Source organism: Stenotrophomonas sp. RG-453, from assembly GCF_033843685.1.
Classification (GTDB): domain Bacteria; phylum Pseudomonadota; class Gammaproteobacteria; order Xanthomonadales; family Xanthomonadaceae; genus Stenotrophomonas; species Stenotrophomonas bentonitica_A.
Map to the genome: position 1 here is coordinate 355,599 of NZ_JAMYED010000004.1, position 17,690 is coordinate 373,288.

At 67.7% G+C, this 17,690-nt stretch carries 18 protein-coding genes; 8 read left to right on the forward strand and 10 right to left on the reverse strand.

The genetic code is table 11. The features are described from left to right. The first annotated feature begins 253 nt into the window (after positions 1-253). Genes yidD through NJD74_RS09900 form a run of 3 tightly spaced genes read left to right on the forward strand, consistent with a single transcriptional unit; the run spans position 254 to position 2,700 of the window. Positions 254-511 (forward strand): membrane protein insertion efficiency factor YidD, encoded by a 258-nt coding sequence (yidD, locus tag NJD74_RS09890; protein ID WP_019182827.1) that lies wholly within the window; start codon positions 254-256, stop codon positions 509-511. Further along, complete coding sequence (locus NJD74_RS09895) at positions 512-1,858, forward strand: dihydroorotase (protein WP_046273205.1); 1,347 nt, start codon at positions 512-514, stop codon at positions 1,856-1,858. After that, the gene (locus tag NJD74_RS09900; RefSeq protein WP_026069721.1) at positions 1,858-2,700 is read left to right on the forward strand and encodes a M23 family metallopeptidase; all 843 of its coding nucleotides are present in this window, start codon (positions 1,858-1,860) and stop codon (positions 2,698-2,700) included. Before NJD74_RS09895 ends, NJD74_RS09900 begins: the two co-directional genes overlap by 1 nt. 77 nt (positions 2,701-2,777) lie before the next feature. Here NJD74_RS09900 and NJD74_RS09905 read toward each other — a convergent pair whose 3' ends face one another. The 5 genes from NJD74_RS09905 to efp all read right to left on the reverse strand — a co-directional run bounded on the left by NJD74_RS09905 (position 2,778) and on the right by efp (position 7,142). Next, on the reverse strand, positions 2,778-3,485 hold the full coding sequence (locus NJD74_RS09905) for a squalene/phytoene synthase family protein (protein WP_319624073.1): 708 nt from the start codon (positions 3,483-3,485) through the stop codon (positions 2,778-2,780). 18 nt (positions 3,486-3,503) lie between these two features. Further along, positions 3,504-4,187, reverse strand: a complete 684-nt coding sequence (locus tag NJD74_RS09910) for a phosphoglycolate phosphatase (protein ID WP_319624074.1) — start codon at positions 4,185-4,187, stop codon at positions 3,504-3,506. Next, positions 4,180-4,911, reverse strand: coding sequence for a bifunctional 2-polyprenyl-6-hydroxyphenol methylase/3-demethylubiquinol 3-O-methyltransferase UbiG (gene ubiG / locus NJD74_RS09915; protein ID WP_070425550.1), 732 nt, complete (start codon positions 4,909-4,911; stop codon positions 4,180-4,182). Before ubiG ends, NJD74_RS09910 begins: the two co-directional genes overlap by 8 nt. Positions 4,912-4,927: 16 nt before the next feature. Continuing rightward, positions 4,928-6,271, reverse strand: a complete 1,344-nt coding sequence (locus tag NJD74_RS09920; protein WP_319624075.1) for a TRZ/ATZ family hydrolase — start codon at positions 6,269-6,271, stop codon at positions 4,928-4,930. Between the two features lie 301 nt (positions 6,272-6,572). Next, positions 6,573-7,142, reverse strand: a complete 570-nt coding sequence (gene efp / locus NJD74_RS09925) for an elongation factor P (protein ID WP_019182820.1) — start codon at positions 7,140-7,142, stop codon at positions 6,573-6,575. 126 nt (positions 7,143-7,268) lie between these two features. Here efp and epmB point away from each other — a divergent pair, with 126 nt between their 5' ends. Then, positions 7,269-8,273, forward strand: coding sequence for an EF-P beta-lysylation protein EpmB (gene epmB, locus NJD74_RS09930; RefSeq protein WP_019182819.1), 1,005 nt, complete (start codon positions 7,269-7,271; stop codon positions 8,271-8,273). Here epmB and NJD74_RS09935 read toward each other — a convergent pair whose 3' ends face one another. From NJD74_RS09935 to NJD74_RS09945, 3 genes are all read right to left on the reverse strand, one after another. After that, positions 8,274-10,400 carry an EAL domain-containing protein gene (locus tag NJD74_RS09935; protein WP_070425552.1) on the reverse strand — a complete coding sequence of 709 codons (2,127 nt, stop codon included), beginning with the start codon at positions 10,398-10,400 and terminating at the stop codon, positions 8,274-8,276. After that, complete coding sequence (locus NJD74_RS09940) at positions 10,397-11,263, reverse strand: phosphate/phosphite/phosphonate ABC transporter substrate-binding protein (RefSeq protein ID WP_319624168.1); 867 nt, start codon at positions 11,261-11,263, stop codon at positions 10,397-10,399. The genes NJD74_RS09935 and NJD74_RS09940 overlap by 4 nt, the downstream gene beginning before the upstream one ends. Positions 11,264-11,381: 118 nt before the next feature. Next, on the reverse strand, positions 11,382-12,155 hold the full coding sequence (locus tag NJD74_RS09945; RefSeq protein WP_293980439.1) for an RNA methyltransferase: 774 nt from the start codon (positions 12,153-12,155) through the stop codon (positions 11,382-11,384). 119 nt (positions 12,156-12,274) lie between these two features. On the opposite strand from NJD74_RS09945, the gene NJD74_RS09950 reads away from it, so the two are divergent. After that, positions 12,275-13,102, forward strand: a complete 828-nt coding sequence (locus NJD74_RS09950; RefSeq protein ID WP_019182815.1) for an inositol monophosphatase family protein — start codon at positions 12,275-12,277, stop codon at positions 13,100-13,102. 114 nt (positions 13,103-13,216) lie between these two features. Here NJD74_RS09950 and htpX read toward each other — a convergent pair whose 3' ends face one another. Further along, complete coding sequence (gene htpX, locus NJD74_RS09955; RefSeq protein ID WP_070470190.1) at positions 13,217-14,089, reverse strand: protease HtpX; 873 nt, start codon at positions 14,087-14,089, stop codon at positions 13,217-13,219. A gap of 93 nt (positions 14,090-14,182) precedes the next feature. On the opposite strand from htpX, the gene gluQRS reads away from it, so the two are divergent. The 3 genes from gluQRS (at position 14,183) to phaR (ending at position 16,603) form a co-directional block, all read left to right on the forward strand. Beyond that, complete coding sequence (gene gluQRS / locus NJD74_RS09960; protein WP_319624076.1) at positions 14,183-15,088, forward strand: tRNA glutamyl-Q(34) synthetase GluQRS; 906 nt, start codon at positions 14,183-14,185, stop codon at positions 15,086-15,088. A gap of 53 nt (positions 15,089-15,141) precedes the next feature. Continuing rightward, positions 15,142-15,882, forward strand: coding sequence for an acetoacetyl-CoA reductase (gene phbB, locus NJD74_RS09965; RefSeq protein WP_088432577.1), 741 nt, complete (start codon positions 15,142-15,144; stop codon positions 15,880-15,882). Positions 15,883-16,063: 181 nt separating this feature from the next. Then, positions 16,064-16,603, forward strand: a complete 540-nt coding sequence (phaR, locus tag NJD74_RS09970; RefSeq protein ID WP_019182811.1) for a polyhydroxyalkanoate synthesis repressor PhaR — start codon at positions 16,064-16,066, stop codon at positions 16,601-16,603. Positions 16,604-16,726: 123 nt separating this feature from the next. Here the strand turns inward: phaR and NJD74_RS09975 are convergent, their stop codons facing one another. Then, positions 16,727-17,689 carry a TraB/GumN family protein gene (locus NJD74_RS09975; RefSeq protein ID WP_319624077.1) on the reverse strand — a complete coding sequence of 321 codons (963 nt, stop codon included), beginning with the start codon at positions 17,687-17,689 and terminating at the stop codon, positions 16,727-16,729. Position 17,690 lies beyond the last annotated feature (1 nt).

Consider the following 17,690-nt stretch of genomic DNA (forward strand, 5'->3'; position numbering starts at 1 on the left):
TCCCCGGGGCCCGGGAAAGCGGGCCTTTATAGCCTACCCGACCAGCAGCAGCAACCACACCGCCTACTCCGTTCAGCCCCGGAGTCGCAAGGCGTGCGACCGGTCCACCTGGCTGGCGGGCCGACGTGCGCAGTTCGGTACCTGACCCGGCGATACCGCCGGGGCGGCCCGTCGCGCGCGTGGGTGCGGACGGGTCCAACGCCCCATCCTGCGACAAATGCGGCCTTCATGCCAACTGGAATAAGATTGGGGGGTGATCTCACGCCTGCTCATCGCCCTGCTGCGCTTCTACAAGCGCTTCATCAGCCCGCTGCTGGGGCCGCGTTGCCGCTTCATGCCCAGCTGTTCTGAATACGCCATGCAAGCCATCGCCACCCATGGCCCCGCGCGCGGCAGCTGGCTGGCCGCGCGCCGGCTGGGCCGCTGCCATCCCTTCCATCCCGGCGGTATCGACGAGGTGCCGCCGCGCGCCGCGCACGACGCCGCCTGCCGCTGCACAGGAAAACACTGAATGTCCTCCACGCTCATCGTCAACGCCCGCCTGGTCAACGAAGGCACCATCACCCAGGGCGACCTGCGCATCGAAGATGGCCGCATCGCGCAGATCGGCCCCGGCCTGGACGCCCGTCCGGGCGAAACCGTGGTCGATGCCGCCGGCCGCTGGCTGCTGCCCGGCATGATCGACGACCAGGTCCATTTCCGTGAGCCCGGCCTGACCCACAAGGGCGACATCGCGACCGAATCGGCCGCGGCCGTCGCCGGGGGCCTGACCAGCTTCATGGACATGCCCAACACCAACCCGCCCACGCTCAATGCCGAGATCCTGCAGGCCAAGTACGATGCCGCCGCCGGCCGTGCACGCGCGAACTACGGGTTCTACATGGGCGCCAGCAACGACAACCTGGCCCACATCCAGTCGCTGGACCCCAAGACGGCGCCGGGCATCAAGGTCTTCATGGGTGCCTCCACCGGCAACATGCTGGTCGACAACCCGGAAACGCTCGATGCGATCTTCCGCGATGCGCCCACGCCGATCATCACGCACTGCGAAGACACGCCGATGATCGACGCCAAGGCCAAGGAGTACGCCGAGAAGTACGGTGATGCCCTCAGTGCCGAGCAGCACCCGGACATCCGCTCGCGCGAGGCCTGCCTGAAGTCCTCCGAGCTGGCCGTGTCGCTGGCGAAGAAGCATGGCACCCGCCTGCACGTGCTGCACATCTCCACCGCCGATGAGCTGGCCCTGTTCGAACGTGGCCCGCTGATCCGCGCCGATGGCAGCCGCAAGCAGATCACCGCCGAAACCTGCATCCATTTCCTGCGCTTTGACCGCAGCGATTACGCGCGCCTGGGCAACCTGATCAAGTGCAACCCGGCGATCAAGGAAGCCAGCGACCGCGAGGCGCTGACCCGCGCCGTGGCCGATGACGTGATCGACGTGCTCGCCACCGATCATGCGCCGCACACCTGGGAAGAGAAGCAGAAGCCCTATGCACAGGCGCCGTCCGGCCTGCCGCTGGTGCAGTACGCGCTCGTGGCCGCGCTGGAGCTGGTGCACGAAGGCAAGCTGGAGATCACCCAGGTCGTGCAGAAGTTCGCGCATGCCCCGGCGCAGCTGTTCGACGTCAGCCAGCGCGGTTACCTGCGCGAGGGCTACTTCGCCGATCTGGTGCTGGTCGAGGACGTGCCCTTCACCGTCAAGCGTGAAGACGTGCTCTCCAAGTGCGGCTGGTCGCCCTTCGAGGGCACCACCTTCCGCTCGCGCATCGCCTCGACCTGGGTCAACGGGCAGTTGGCATGGGATGGCGAGAAGCTGGTGGGCTCGCCGAATGGCCAGCGCATGAGCTTCGACCGCTGATGCGGGCACGGTTGTTGAGTGCGGCCCTGGCGGCCACCGGCGTCGCGGCGATGGGCAGTCTGCTGCCCTCGCCCGTCATGGCCCAGGCCGAGGCGCGCGTGGTGTTCCCGGCCAGTGCCTCGCAGGGCGCGATGGTGATCGGCAAGGTGCCGGCCGGCAGCGTCGTGCAGTACGGCGGCCGCACCCTGCGCGTGAGCGGGTACGGCAGCGTGGTGTTCGGCATCGGCCGCGATGAGAAGGGCCCGCTGCAGGTGCAGGTGAAGCGCCCGGACGGCGGCAGCGAGACGGTCAGCATTGCGGTCACCCCGCGTGACTGGCCGACCGAGCGGGTCAACGGCGTGCCGCCGAAAACGGTCAATCCACCCCCGGCGATCGCCGAGCGGATCAAGCGTGAGCAGGCCCAGGTCACCGCCGCGCGTGCCCGCGATGACAACCGCGCCGACTTCGCGCAGGCCTTCATCTGGCCGGTCCAGGGCCGGATCAGCGGCCGCTTCGGCAATGCGCGCGTCTACAACGGGCAGCCCGGCTCAGGCCATTCGGGCATGGACATCGCGGTGCCGACCGGCACCCCGGTGAAGGCACCGGCGGCGGGCGTGGTCACCTTCGCCGGCCCCGACCTGTATCTGACCGGTGGCACGCTGCTGCTCGATCACGGCTTCGGGATCAGCTCGAACTTCCTGCACCTGTCGCGTATCGACGTGAAGGTTGGCGACCGGGTTGAGCAGGGTCAGGTGATTGCCGCCGTGGGCGCGACCGGCCGCGCGACCGGGCCGCACCTGCATTGGGGCATGAACTGGTTCGATACCCGCATCGATCCGCTGCTGGTGCTGGAACGGAAGTAACGCCGTGGTAGGTGCCGATCCTGGTCGGCACGATCGCACAGAGCGTGCGGACCAAGGTCCGCACCCACCAGAAACAGTCAGCCGCGCGCCGCCCACCAGGCCAGCCACAGCGTACGCATCGGCGTGGCCTGGTACTGGCGGTCCTGCGCCCAGGTCTTCTGCCGGGCGCGCGCCAGGGCGGCGTACAGACGGCGCGGGCGCGGGCCTGCGACCCGGGCTGGCCACTTCGCCAGCAGCTGCTGCGCCCACCGGCGTGGCGCGGCGCTGTCGTCCTCGGCCAGCAGCGAACGCGGAATGGCCGCGACGCCACTCTCGTGCAGGCGCTGGGCCAGGGTCTGCACCAGCACCGGGGTGGCGACATCGCCACGCGCCGGCGCCTGGAACATCACCGCTTCCACCGCGGCCACCGCGGCCGCATAGGCCTGCAGCGAACGCAGCGCCTGCGCCGGATCGACCGGCACAGCTCGCGCCTCGATCAGATCCGGCAGGGTCTCGGCCAGTTGTGCCCACGGCGCACGGACCGGCTCGAGCACCCGGCCCAGCGGATGGCGCGAGCGCTGCACGGACCAGCTGCGCAGCTCCTCACCCCACCACGCCAGCTTGGCATCGGACGGCATCGGGTCGCCGGCGGTATTGAGGATGTCGTCGAACTCCTGCAGCAGCGAGAACCACGCCACCACCAGGGTGCGCTGGCGCTCGGGAACGAAGCGTTCGGCCACCTGCCACTCGGGCCAGCGGGTCCGCCACTTGTCCAGGAAACTGTCCAGGGCGCTGGAAGTACTCACGATGTATTCCTTGAAAGGCTAGAGCGTGCGCGGAAGCGGCCACGCCTTGGCATGTTGCAGGTGTTCGGGCAGTGCGACGAGGGTGTCGGCACCCCACGCCAGCGGATCGTCGGCGTCCAGCCGGTAGCCCCACAACGCGGCGACCGAGGCCATGCCGGCGGCGTTGGCGGCGACGACGTCGCGCTCGTCATCGCCCACATAGACACAGGTGCCCGGGGCGATGCCCATGCGTTCGGCGGCGATCAGCAGCGGCAGCGGATGCGGCTTGCGCTGGGCCAGGGTATCGCCGCCGATCAGCACCTTGCAGCGCTGTTCCCAGCCCAGCTGCGGCACGATCAGCCGGGCCAGGTATTCGGGCTTGTTGGTGACGATGCCCCAGGCACAGCCGGCCGCATCAAGCGCCTCGAGCATGCCGGCGATGCCGTCGAACAACACGGCGTGCTGGCCGATCAGGCCTTCGTAGCGCTCCAGGAACTCCGGCACCAGCGCATCGCGCTCGACCTGCCCCAGCGTGGGGAACGCCACCGAGACCATCGCACGCGAGCCTTTGGAGACCACCGGGCGCAGCGCGTCCAGGGTGATCGGCGCGCGCCCGCGGGCGGCCAGCATCGCATTGGCGGTGGCCAGCATGTCCGGCGCGCTGTCCAGCAGGGTGCCGTCCAGATCGAACAGCACCGCCGGCGGGAAACCGGCCTCAGACACGTGCGACGTCGTCCGGCTTGACCGCGTGGGCCAGGTAATTGATGTCGGTGCGCGTGCTCAGGCGGGCACGGTTGCGCCACGGCTCATAGGCCATACCGCTGACATCGCGCAGGTTGAAATCGGCCTCGCGCAGCCACTTGCCCAGCTCGGCCGGCTTGATGAAATCCTGGTAGTGGTGCGTGCCCTTGGGCAGCAACCGCGCCACGTACTCGGCGCCGACAATCGCCACGGCGAACGCGGCCGGGGTGCGGTTGACGGTGGAGAGGAACAGCTGGCCGCCGGGCTTGAGCAGGCGGTGGCAGGCGGCGATGATCGCGCCCGGGTCCGGCACGTGCTCGAGCATTTCCATACAGGTGACCACGTCGAAGCTGCCCGGCTGTTCGGCGGCCAGGTCTTCAGCGGCCTGCACGCGGTAGTCGACGGTGACGCCGGTCTCCAACCCGTGCAGGCGTGCGACCTTGACCAGCTCCGGGGCGAGGTCGATCGCGGTCACGTCCGCGCCTTCCTTGGCCAGCGCTTCGCTGAGCAGGCCGCCACCGCAGCCGATATCGAGCACGCGGGCGCCGCGCAGGGTCACGCGCCGGGCGACGTACTGCAGTCGCACCGGGTTCAGGGCATGCAGCGGCTTCTGCGGGCCGTCGACGTCCCACCAGCGGTTGGCGAGGGCGGCGAACTTGTCCAGTTCGGCCTGATCGAAATTGGTGGACGCGTGGGGGGTGTTCATGGGGATCCTTGGTGCATCAAGCACGGATGTGTCGGATACGCTCGCGCCACTGGCGCGCGTTGGCGACGATCGCCGCGGTGTCCATGCCGACCAGTTCGCGCTGGACCAGCTTGGGCTGGCCGGCGATCCAGACATCGCTGACCTGATGGCGGCCGGCGGCATACACAAGCTGCGAGAGCACATGGTGCAGCGGTTGGGTTTCCAGTGCGGACAGGTCCACGCAGACCAGATCGGCCTGCTTGCCGACCTCGATCGAGCCGATGCGGTCACCGAAGCCCAGCGCGCGGGCGCCGCCGAGCGTGGCCGCACGCAGCGTGGTGGCCGCGTCCAGCGCGGTCGCGTCATTGGCGACGGCCTTGGCCAGGATCGCCGCAGTGCGGTTCTCGCTGAACATGTCCAGGTCGTTGTTGCTGGCGCAGCCGTCGGTGCCGATCGCCAGGTTCACGCCAGCACGTTGCAGCGCGCAGGCCGGGCAGAAGCCGGAGGCCAGCTTGAGGTTGGATTCCGGGCAGTGCACCACGCTCACGCCGCGCTCGGCGCACAGGTGGATTTCGGCCTCGGTCAGCTGGGTCATGTGCACGGCGATCAGGCGGTCGTTGACCAGGCCCAGCCGATCCAGACGCGCCAGCGGACGCTGGCCATGCAGCTTGATCGAGTCGCTGATTTCCTGCGCGGTTTCATGCGTGTGCAGATGCACCTGCATGTCCAGCTGGTCGGACAGCATGCGCACGCGTTCGAAGTTCGCGTCGTTGACGGTGTACGGCGCGTGCGGGGCGAACGAGGTGCCGATCAGCGGATCGTTGCGCCACTGGTCGTGCAGCTCGCCGGCCTTGGCGAAGTACTCGTCGTCGGTCTTGGCCCAGGCAGTCGGGAAATCGATGATCACCGCGCCGACCAGCGCACGGAACCCGTGCTGCTTGTAAACGGCGGCCTGGACGTCGGAGAAGAAGTAGTTTTCGTTGGCGCAGGTGGTGCCGCCGCGCAGCATCTCGGCGATCGCCAGGGTGGTGCCGTCGGCCACGAACTCCGGCCCGATCACCGCCGCTTCCACCGGCCAGATGTGCTGCTGCAGCCAGACCATCAGCGGCAGGTCGTCGGCGACGCCCCGCAGCAGGGTCATGGGATTGTGGGTGTGTGCGTTGACCAGACCCGGCATCAGCGCCGCCTCCGGGCGCGAGACGGCCTGCTTCGGCGCAAAGCGCTCGCGTGCTTCGGCACGCGGCAGGATCGCGATGATCTCGCTGCCACGCACGGCCACGGCATGGTCTTCCAGCACCACCGCATGCGGTTCGATCGGGACCACGTAACCGGCTTCGATCAACAGGTCACAGGCTTCGGGAATGCGGGCGGTGTCGGTCATGCGGGCTCACTTGTCTGGGCGGACGACCCGAGGGTGTGGGCGACCGGGACGCTTGGGGGGGTAGAGCCGACCGTTGGTCGGCTATACCGGGTGCGGTGGCCGGTGGGTACCGCAGCCGACCAACGGTCGGCTCTACACGGTGCGGTGGCCGGTCGGTACTGCAGCCGACCAACGGTCGGCTCTACCAGTCCCGCAGCCGACCAACGGTCGGCTCTACCAGTCCCGCAGCCGACCAACGGTCGGCTCTACCAGTCCCGCAGCCGACCAACGGTCGGCTCTACCGTAATCCGGCTTTGCCGGATTACTTGCCTGCGCGTGCGGAGTATTCGCCCGAACGGGTGTCGACCTTGATGATTTCATCCTGGTTGACGAACAGCGGCACGCGGACCACCGCGCCGGTTTCCAGGGTGGCCGGCTTGCCGCCGCCGCCCGAGGTGTCGCCACGGACGCCCGGATCGGTCTCGGTGATCTTCAGCTCGACGAAGTTCGGCGGCTGGACGAAGATCGGCTCGCCGTTCCACAGGGTGACGATGCAGGACTCTTCGCCCTTCAACCACTTCTCCGCGCCGCCCATGCCGGCCTTGGTGGCCTGGACCTGCTCGAAGGATTCCGGGTCCATGAAGTGCCAGAACTCGCCGTCGCTGTACATGAAGTCCATGTTGGTATCCACGACGTCGGCCTTCTCCACGTCATCGGTCGCCTTCATGGTCATTTCGACCACGCGGCCGGACTTGATGAAGCGGTACTTCATGCGGGTGAAGGCCTGGCCCTTGCCCGGCTTGACGTATTCGGTCTCGGTGATGACCGCTGGTTCATTGTTGACCAGGATCTTCATCCCGTTCTTGACGTCGTTCATGCCAACAGTGGCCATGTTGAAACTCCTGAATGGGCAAACGCCGCGCAGGCGCGGCGAGCCGGATAGAATGGGAAATCCCACCGACACCGGTGGGGTGACTCGATATTTCTGACCCACATGATACCCGCAGGCCCCCATTCCATGCAGCTTTCCGCCACGCCCCTGGCCGCCCCCGTCCGCTGGCAGCAACGGTGGCGCGAGGCGATCCGCGACCCGCGCGAGCTGCTGCGGCAGCTGGGGCTGGATCCGGTGGCGCTGGGGGTCTCGGATGAGGCGGCCGGCCAGTTCGCGGTGCGCGTACCGCAGGGCTTCGCGGCCCGGATGCGCCACGGCGACCGACATGACCCCCTGCTGCGCCAGGTCCTGCCGATCACCGACGAGCTGAAGGTCGTGCCCGGCTTCAGCCTGGATGCGGTCGGCGACGGTGCGGCCAAGAAGGCCACCGGGGTCATCCAGAAGTACCGCGGCCGTGCCCTGCTGGTCACCACCGGCAGCTGCGCGATCAACTGCCGCTACTGCTTCCGCCGCCATTTCGACTACGGCACCGAGAACGCCGCCCGCGAGGGCTGGCGTGATGCGGTGGACGCGATCGCCCAGGACCCGGACATCGATGAGGTCATCCTGTCCGGAGGCGATCCGCTGTCGCTGGCCACGCACAAGCTGGTCGAGCTGACCGCGGCGCTGAAGCAGATTCCGCACCTGCGCCGGCTGCGCATCCACAGCCGCCTGCCGGTGGTCCTGCCCGAACGCGTGGATGACGAACTGGTGCAGTGGATCGCCTCGCTGCCGTGGCCGGTGGCGTTCGTGATCCATGCCAACCATGCCAACGAGTTCGATGCGTCGGTGGATGCCGCGATGGCGCGCCTGCGCGCGGCCGGTGCCACCCTGCTCAACCAGGCGGTGCTGTTGCGCGGGGTAAACGATTCGATCCAGGCGCTGCAGGCACTGAGCGAGCGCAGCTTCGCCGCCGGCGTGCTGCCCTATTACCTGTACCAGGTGGACCGGGTCGAGGGCGTGGCCCATTTCGAAGTGGCCGACGACACCGCCAAGGACCTGCATGCGCAGCTCACCGCGCGCCTGTCCGGCTACCTGGTGCCCAAGCTGGTCCGCGAGATCTCCGGCGACAGCAGCAAGCGCCCGGTCTGATCAGCTGCCCGATTCGAGCAGCTGCACCACATCGGTCGCGCTGACCGGATGGCTGAGCCAGTAACCCTGGGCCAGGTCGCAGCCGCGCTGGGCCAGCAGGTCGAACTGCACTTCCTGCTCGATGCCCTCGGCCACCACGGTGATCCCCAGGGCGTGGGCCATGGCGATGATGGCCGTGGTCAGGGCCAGGTCGTCCGCATCGCGCTGCATGTCGGCCACGAAACTCTTGTCGATCTTGACCCCGTCCACCGGCACCTGGCGCAGATGGCTCAGGCCGGAGAAACCGGTCCCGAAATCGTCCAGCCACACCTTCACACCGGTCCGGTGCAGCTTGTCCAGCAGGGCGGCGGCCAGCATTTCATCGCCGATCACCGCCGTTTCGGTCAGCTCCAGGTGCAGCCGCGAGGCCGGCAGGCCGGTGTCGCGCAGGCAGTCGGCGACCAGCGTGGGCAGTTCGCCGCCGCGCAACTGCCGCGGGGAGACGTTGACCGAAACGAACAGCCCTTCCCCGTCGCCGCCGACCGGCCACTGCACCGCCTCGGTGCAGGCCGCGCGCAGCACCTTGGGGCCGATCACTTCGATCAGCCCGCTCTGCTCGGCCACTTCGATGAAGACCGACGGCGGGATCGTGCCCAGGGTCGGGTGCTGCCAGCGCAGCAGCACTTCCACGCCGACCATGCGGCGGTCGCGGGTGCGGAAGATCGGCTGGTAGGCCAGCCGCAGCTCGCCCCGTTCCCAGGCACCGCGCAGCTCCTGCTCCATGTGCACGCGGCGCTCGACCGCATGGTCCATCGCCCGGCTGTAGTAGCGGTAGCAGTTCTTGCCGGCCATCTTGGCCTGGTACATCGCGATGTCGCCGTTCTTGAGCAGCGTGGTGGCGTCGGCAGCGTCATCGGGGAACAGGGTCACGCCGATCGAAGAGCCCAGGAACAGCTCCCGGCCCTGCACCACCAGCGGCTTGCCCAGTTCGCGCACCAGGATCTCGGCCAGTTCGCGGGCGCCGGCAGCGACATCGCCCTCCCCGATCAGGATCACGAATTCATCGCCGCCAAAGCGCGCCAACAGCGCCTCGTCCCCACCGGCCTGGGCCACCGCCGCGCTGATGCGCTGGGCGAACTGCAGCAGCGCCTCGTCGCCGGCCTCGTGGCCGAGCGTGTCGTTGACGCGCTTGAAGTCGTCCATGTCCGCGAACAGCAGGCCCAGCCGGTGGCCGGACGCCCGCGCGGCCATCAGCCGGTGGTCCAGCGCCTCGCGGAATGCCAGCCGGTTGGTCAGCCCGGTCAGGGCATCGGTATAGGCCATGTGCCGCACTTCGCGGTCGTGCCGGGCGATCGCCTGGCTCATCCGACCGAATGCACGCATCAGCTCACCGACTTCATCCTGGCGCCGGATCTCCGGCATCTGCAGGGTGTAGTCACCGGCCTCGATCTGGCGCGCCGCCCCGGCCAGCCAGCGGATCGGCGTCACCAGGGTGCGCTGCACGTAGATGATCACCACCGCACCAATCCCGACCAGCAGCCCGAGCATCAGCAGCAGCCAGCCCAGGTGGCGCTTGCCGACCTGCTGCAGGCGGTCGCCCAGGGTCTGGTTGGCCTGCTGCTCCATGGCCTGCACATCGTCCAGCGCCATGCCCACGCGCACCCCGCCGATCCGCTGGTTGCCGATCATGATCGGCATCGCGTTGTCGAGCACCTTGGGCGACTGCTGGACCACCAGCTCGCGCGCGCCTGCGGCACCGGCGGCGAGCGGGTCGGTCATCGGCTGGCCGAACTCAAGCACGTCCACCGTGCCGTCGTGGATCAGCCGGCCGTTCTCGTCGAACACCAGCACATAGCGCACCACCTGCTGCCGCGAGGTGTTGCGCACCAGCGCCCCGACCTGCTCCAGGTCGTTGTAGTACAGCGGGTTGGCCAGCGCATCGGACAACTCGCGGGCCAGTGCTTCACCACGGCTGCGCACACTGCGGTCGAACAGGTCATGGATGACCGTGCCGCTGAGATGCTGCACCTCGTCCTGCATCGTCGCCTGGCGCCCCAGCACCACGGCCACGATCGCCACCACGACCAGCATCGCGCCGCCCATCGCCAGCACGAAGCGGGCCTGCATTCCCGAACCCAAGCGACTCATTCCACTTCCATCCGCACGCGCGTCAAGCCTTGTTTCAATTCATCCAGCCGGTGCTGCATCTGCGCATCCACCCGGTGGAACCCGGAAGTACCAAAAAATGTCTTCAATGCCGGCTGCGCCTGGGGATCGGATGCGGCATCCAGCAGCACCTGCTGCAGCCGGTCGCGCACCTTCGGATCCAGCCCTTCGCGCACCATTTCCACCGCACGCGGATACGGTTCGGTGCGATGGATGACCCGGAAATCACGCAGGAAGTTGGCCGGAATGCGCTTGCCATCAGACCAGTCCACGCTGCTCACCGCACCGGCATCCACCAGGCCCTTGTGCACGAAGGTGGCGATGTTCGCCTCCGAGCGCGCGAAGACGTAACCGACGGTGTCCGGTGCGGCGACATCCCCGATCGAGGCGAGGATCTCCGGCGTCTCGCCATGCTGCAGCAAGGTCATGACCGGCACCAGATAGGCACTGGTGGAGGCCATGTTCTGCAACGCCAGGGTGTGCCCGCGCAGGTCCTCCAGCGTCCGCACGGGGCTGTCGCGCCGCACGAAGAACACCGTGTGGTACTCACGCACGCCGCTGCGCTCGGTCAGCAGCAACGGCTTGGCGCCACTGCGCTGGCCCAACGCGACGGCGGTGCCGGAGGTCTCGGTCACCCAGTCGACGCGGCCGCGGCGCAGGTAGCTGCCCATCTGCTGGGTATCGCGCGCCATCAGGATGCGGCCCTCGGTGATGCCAACGTCGTGCATGCGCGGAATCACGTAATCGAGCAGGGGCTGCAGTTGCGCATAGTGTGACCTGGGGTCATCGCTGATCCTTCCCAGCACCAGCACATGGGCGGGCCCGGCCCATGCCGGGCCGGTCATCGCGGCGATGGCCAGACACAGCACTACGCTCTGCAGCAGCCTTCGCAGTCCCGACAAGCCCATCACTCCCCCCAAGGAATCGAGACAGACTACCCGAAAAAATGAGAACTGCGTCAGCTTACAGGGGCTTGTTGGTCGCCAATCTCGCCATGCGCTGCGCGTCGGAGAGGATGCCGCGCAACAGCCGGACTTCCTGTTCACTCAGTTCGGTGCGCAGGAACAGGCGACGCAGCTTGCGCATCGCCGATTCAGGCGCACGGCCCTTGTGGAAGTCGATCTCATCGAGAGTGTCGCCAAGCTGGCCGAACAGGCCTTCGACCTGGGCATGGCTGGCCGGCGCTTCGCCGAAACCGGGATCGGCCGGGGCCGCGACCGGGGCGTCGGCTGCGCCCAGGATCGCCATGCGCACCTCATAGGCCAGCACCTGCACCGCGGCGGCCAGGTTCAAGGAACTGAACTCGGGGTTGGAGGGAATGTGCACGGCCGCATGGCAGAGCTGCAGCTCCTCATTGGTCAGGCCGGTGCGCTCGCGGCCGAACACGAAGGCCACCTCGGCCGGCTCGGCGGCCTTGGCCAGCACGCGCTGGGCGGCCACGGCCGGCAGCAGCTCTTCCAGCTGGACCCGGCGCGAGCGGGCGGTACAGCCCAGCACGAAGCGGCAGTCCGCCACGGCCTCGGCCAGGGTGGCCACGACCGGGGCATCGCCCAGGACATCCTCGGCCCCGGCCGAGCGGCGGAAGGCCTCCTCATCCAGCGGTTTCTCTGGCGCGACCAGGACCAGGCGGCCCAGGCCCATGGTTTTCATGGCACGTGCGGCCGCCCCCATGTTTCCGGGGTGCTGGGTGCCGACCAGGACGAAGCGGATGCGGGCGGGAGCGGTTTGTACGGACATGAACAGGCCAAATGCGAGCAGGACAGCGACAAATGGTAAACTGTGCGACCGGCCTCTGCGCCGGGACCGCTCTTTTCCCCCGCCAAACCCCTACTCTGCCTTTACGGGAGCTTTTCGCCATGCAGAAACCCGCCGTCACCGTCATGGTCAAGGCCGCCCGCCTCGCCGGCAACGTCCTGTTGCGCAACATCAACAAGCTCGAGGCGTTGAACGTCGTGCAGAAGGGCCGCATGGACTATGCCAGTGAAGTCGATGCAGATGCGGAAAAGGTCATCGTCAAGGAACTCAAGCGCGCCTATCCCGAGTACGGGATCATGGGTGAGGAAGGTGGCGTGCAGTCGGTCAACCGTTACATGTGGGTCATCGATCCGCTGGACGGCACCAGCAACTACCTGCGTGGCTTCCCGCATTACTGCGTCTCCATCGCCCTGGTCGAGAACGGCGAGCCGATCGACGCGGTGATCTTCGATCCGCTCCGCAATGAGCTGTTCACCGCCAGCCGTGGCGCTGGCGCGGTATTCAACGACCGCCGTATCCGTATCGCCGAGCGCAAGGATCTGGGCGGCGCGATGATCCACACCGGCTTTGCCCCGCGTGAGCGTCAGCGCACGAGCGCGCAGCTGAAGGCCGTGGACGCGCTGCTGGTGCAGGCCGAAGACGTGCGCCGCACCGGTTCGGCAGCGCTGGATCTGGCCTACGTGGCCTGTGGCCGTGCCGATGCGTATTTCGAGGCCGGCGTGAAGGCCTGGGATATCGCGGCCGGTGTGCTGCTGGTCCGCGAGGCCGGTGGCCGCGTATGCGATTTCAAGGGTGCGACGCCGGCCCGCATGGACAGCCGGGGTCCGGAGACGCAGCAGATCGTGGCCGGCAATGTGAAGATCAGCGATGCGCTGCAGAAGGTGCTGGTCAATACGGGCTACGCGGCCGAGTTCGACGCGAAGTTCTGATCGGGCTGGATCTGATCTGCATGACGACGGCGCCTTCGGGCGCCGTTGTTGTTTGCGGGAACAAAAAACGCCCGGCGCAAGCCGGGCGTTCTGGTCAGCGCACCGCGGTGAGGGTTACACCACGGTGTTGTTGGCCGCGCGCAGGGCGGCGATGCGCTCGTCCAGCGGGGGGTGGCTCATGAACAGCTTCCTGGCGGCGCCGCCGGCGATGCCAAAGGCGGCGATCTGGGTCGGCAGGGTGCTCTGGCCGTGGTTGACCTTGAGGCGTTCCAGGGCGGCGATCATCTTCTGGCGGCCGGCCAGGTGGGCGCCACCGGCGTCGGCGCGGAATTCGCGGTGACGCGAGAACCACATCGAGATCATGGTGGCGAACAGGCCGAAGACCATCTCCAGCACGAACACGATGATGTAGTAGGCAAAGCCGCGGCCGCCGCCTTCGCGGTTGCCGGACAGGGCGCTGTCGATGAAGCCACCGACAATGCGGGCCAGGACGATCACGAAGGTATTGAGCACGCCCTGCAGCAGGGCCATGGTGACCATGTCGCCGTTGGCGACGTGGGCGATTTCATGGCCGAGCACCGCTTCGGCTTCGTCTTCGCTCATGTTGTGCAGCAGGCCGGTGGAGACCGCGACCAGCGCCTTGTTGCGGTTGGCGCCGGTGGCGAAGGCATTGATTTCCGGCCCTTCGTACACGGCCACTTCGGGCATGCCGATGCCGGCTTCACGGGCCTGCCGCTCGACGGTGGCCAGCAGCCAGCGTTCGGTCTGGTTGCGCGGCTCGGTGATCACCACCGCGCCGGTGGAGCGCTTGGCCATGAACTTGGAGAGCAGCAGGGAAATGAACGAGCCGCCGAAGCCGAAGATGGCGGCAAAGACCAGCAGACCGCTCATCTGGTTGGGATTGACACCCAGCACCGACATCACGATGCCGGCCAGGATAAGCACCGCAAAGTTGGTCAGCAGGAAGAGAGCAATGCGACTGAACATGGGAAAAGGACGCTCGTTGGAGGTTGATGAGTGCAAATCTGCGGTGACTTCAGCTTGAATTCAAGTCGCAAACTGACCGACGATTCATAGTCCATGTCCGATTCCTCCTATTGCGGGCGCTTTGCGCCCTCCCCCACCGGCCCGCTGCACCCCGGCTCCCTGCTGGCGGCGCTGGGCAGCTGGCTGCTCGCGCGCCATGCCGGCGGCCGCTGGCTGGTGCGGGTGGAGGATGTCGATCCTCCTCGAACGGTCCCCGGTGCGGTGAACGGCCAACTGGCCGCGCTGGCCGCCTTCGGGCTGTGCAGTGACGGACCGATCGTCCATCAGAGCCAGCGCGGTGCGCTGTACCAGGCGGCGCTGGACCGGCTGCTGCGCGAGGGCAAGGCGTTCGCCTGCCATTGCAGCCGCAGCGAGCTGGCCGCGCAGGGCGGCATCCATCACCGCTGCGTGGCCCGGGCCGCGCGTGCGCAACCGGCGGTGAGGCTGCGGGTACCACCCGGCAGCGTGGTGGGCTTCGATGACGGGTTGCAGGGCCGGGTCGTGCAGGACGTGCACGCCGAGGTCGGCGACTTCGTGCTGCGCCGGGCCGACGGCTACTGGGCGTATCAGCTGGCGGTGGTGGTCGACGATGGCGCGCAGCACGTGACCGACGTGGTCCGCGGCGCCGACCTGCTCGATTCCACCCCACGCCAGATCCTGTTGCAGCAGGCGCTGGGCTTGCCGACCCCGCGCTACCTGCATCTGCCGCTGCTGCTGGGTCCCGATGGGCGCAAGCTCTCCAAGTCCGAGGCCGCTCTGCCGATCGACCCTGCCGACCCGCTGCCGGCCCTGCGCCGGGCCTGGGCGCAGCTCGGCCAGGACCCGGCGATCGGCGCGGGTGTCGAGGACGTTTCCGGTTGGCTGCACCAGGCGGCGGCCTGCTTCGATCCGGTGCGATTGCCACCGGGCGACATCCCCATGCGGCAACCGGCTGACGGGGCTGCCCCTTTTGCCCGCTGATGTTGCAGAATCCTGTTCCCCCTTGTTGGCCCTGCCTTTCGGAGTAGCTGCTCATGACATCTCGCGTCGCACTGGTCACCGGTGGTACCGGCGGTATCGGTACTGCCATCTGCCAACGCCTGGCCGACCAGGGCCATCGGGTCGCCACCAACTACCGTGACGAAGCCAAAGCCAAGGCCTGGCGCGAGAAGATGCTGGCCCGCGGCTGCGATGTGGCGATCTTTCCGGGTGATGTATCCGAGCCGGGCACGGCCGAACGCATGGTCCAGGCCGTTGAAGCGGCGCTGGGCCCGGTCGAGATCCTGATCAACAACGCCGGCATCACCCGCGACACCACCTTCCACCGCATGCGCGCGGACCAGTGGCACGATGTCATCAACACCAACCTCAACTCGGTGTTCAACGTCACCCGCCCGGTGATCGAGGGCATGCGCCGCCGCGGCTGGGGCCGGGTCATCCAGATCAGCTCGATCAACGGCCTGAAGGGCCAGTACGGCCAGGCCAACTACGCGGCGGCCAAGGCCGGCATGCACGGCTTCACCATTTCGCTGGCGCGTGAGAATGCCGGTTTCGGGATCACGGTGAATACGATTTCGCCGGGCTATGTGGCCACCGACATGGTGATGGCCGTGCCGGACGAGGTGCGCGCCAAGATCATCGCCGACATCCCCACTGGCCGGCTCGGCAAGCCGGAGGAGATCGCGTACGCGGTGGCCTTCCTGGTCAACGACGAAGCCTCCTGGATCACCGGCTCCAATCTGGACATCAACGGCGGCCACCACATGGGGTGGTAACGCGGCACTGCGCCAGCGGCGGCGCGGGCAGAACGTGGAATGCGGGCAACCGCCCGGCGCAGGGCGGAATTGCTGCACCCTATGTTGCGCAACATAAATGCGGCCCCTTGCTACCTATGGCGGTTGCATAGGCTGCTGCACTGCGCCATGCTGCGCGCCTACTGTGATGAGTGACTGCTTCATGGCTGCGACCCGCATTATCAAGAAGTATCCGAACCGCCGGCTCTACGACACGGAAATCTCCAGCTACATCACCATAGAGGATGTGCGCCAGCTGATCCTGGATGGTGAGGACTTCGAGGTGCGTGACGCCAAGAGCGGCGATGACCTGACCCGCTCGGTGCTGCTGCAGATCATCGCCGACCAGGAACAGGACGGCGAACCGATGCTGTCCACGCAGCTGCTCAGCCAGCTGATCCGCTTCTATGGCGACTCGCTGCAGGGCTTCATGGGCAATTACCTGGAGCGCAGCATGCAGGTGTTCCTGGACCAGCAGCAGCAGTTCCGCCAGCAGATGGGCAATCTCCTCGGCCAGACCCCCTGGGCGATGATGAACCAGCTGACCGAGCGCAACATGGAAATGTGGCAGGACTTCCAGCGCAACATGGGCACCGGCTTCGGCGGCCGCCCAGGTGGCACCGGAACCGGTACCGGTACCGGCACGGGAACCGGCAAAAAGCCGGAAACCCCGGCGCCGGGCGCAGGCAAGACCCGCCGCTGAGGCCGGTTCCGCCGCAGAAAAGAAAAAGGCGCAGCCTCCGGGCCGCGCCTTTTCTCGTTCCAGGGCCGGGCGTCACTCACCTGGAGCCGGGCGTCACTGACGGCGCCCCGGTGTCCGATGCGCTCAGCGCTTGGGCTTGGCGCAGCCGGTGCAGACGCGTTCGACCTTGTAGCCCCTGGCGCGCAGCTTCTCGACCACCCCATCGTTGCCCAGCAGATGCAGCGTGCCGACCACCACCATCGTGCCGCCCTGCCCGGCCTGCAGATGCTGCTGCAGCTTGGGCACCCAGGCATCGTTGCGGTCGGTGTTGATGCGCTTGTAAAGCTGCGGGTACTGGCCGCGCATTTCGGTGGCCATCGAGGTCCACAGCAGCTTGTCGTCGCCGCGGCGCCAGGCGTCATGCAGCTTGCGCCCCATCTCGTCGCCCTTGCCGGCCTGCTCCAGCGCTTCGGCCACCATCTGCTGCTGTTCCTTGGCCGACATGCCCGACAGCACCGCGATCTGCGTGTCGATATCCTCCAGCCCGGCAGTCGCCTTGCCCGCGCTGGCAGCCCGCGTCATGAAATGCCGGTCCAGCCCCAGCGCCGGATCCAGGCCCATCTTGGTGAACTGGCTCAGGGTGATGGTCAGGCCGACGAACCACGGTTTCATGCCCTGCAACTGGGCCAGCGGCAGCTTGTTTTCCTGCGCATAGGCCTGCAGCCGGGTCCACGTAGCCGCATCGAGGTCGCGCTTCAGCTCCGAGCCATCGGTGCGCATCGCGGCCTGCACCATCTTCTGCGCAAGCTCCGGCGACTCCATGTCCTGCGGCGACAGCTCGAACACCACGCGCTGCGAGGCGGCGAAGGCCTGGTCGACATCCGCCGCGAGCGGGTAATCGGTCGGCTGCAGCAGATGGAACGACCCCAGCAGGTACAGGCGGCTGTCCCCCGGGCCGGTAACCTTCCACAACAGCGGAACCGGCGCGGTGGCCTTGGCGGCTGCGGGTGCACGCGGCGCGACCGGGCGCGCGTCGGCGCTGACCGTGCCGGCCAACAGGCCCGCAGCGATCAGCAACGGGGACAACAGACGCGACAACATCGACATG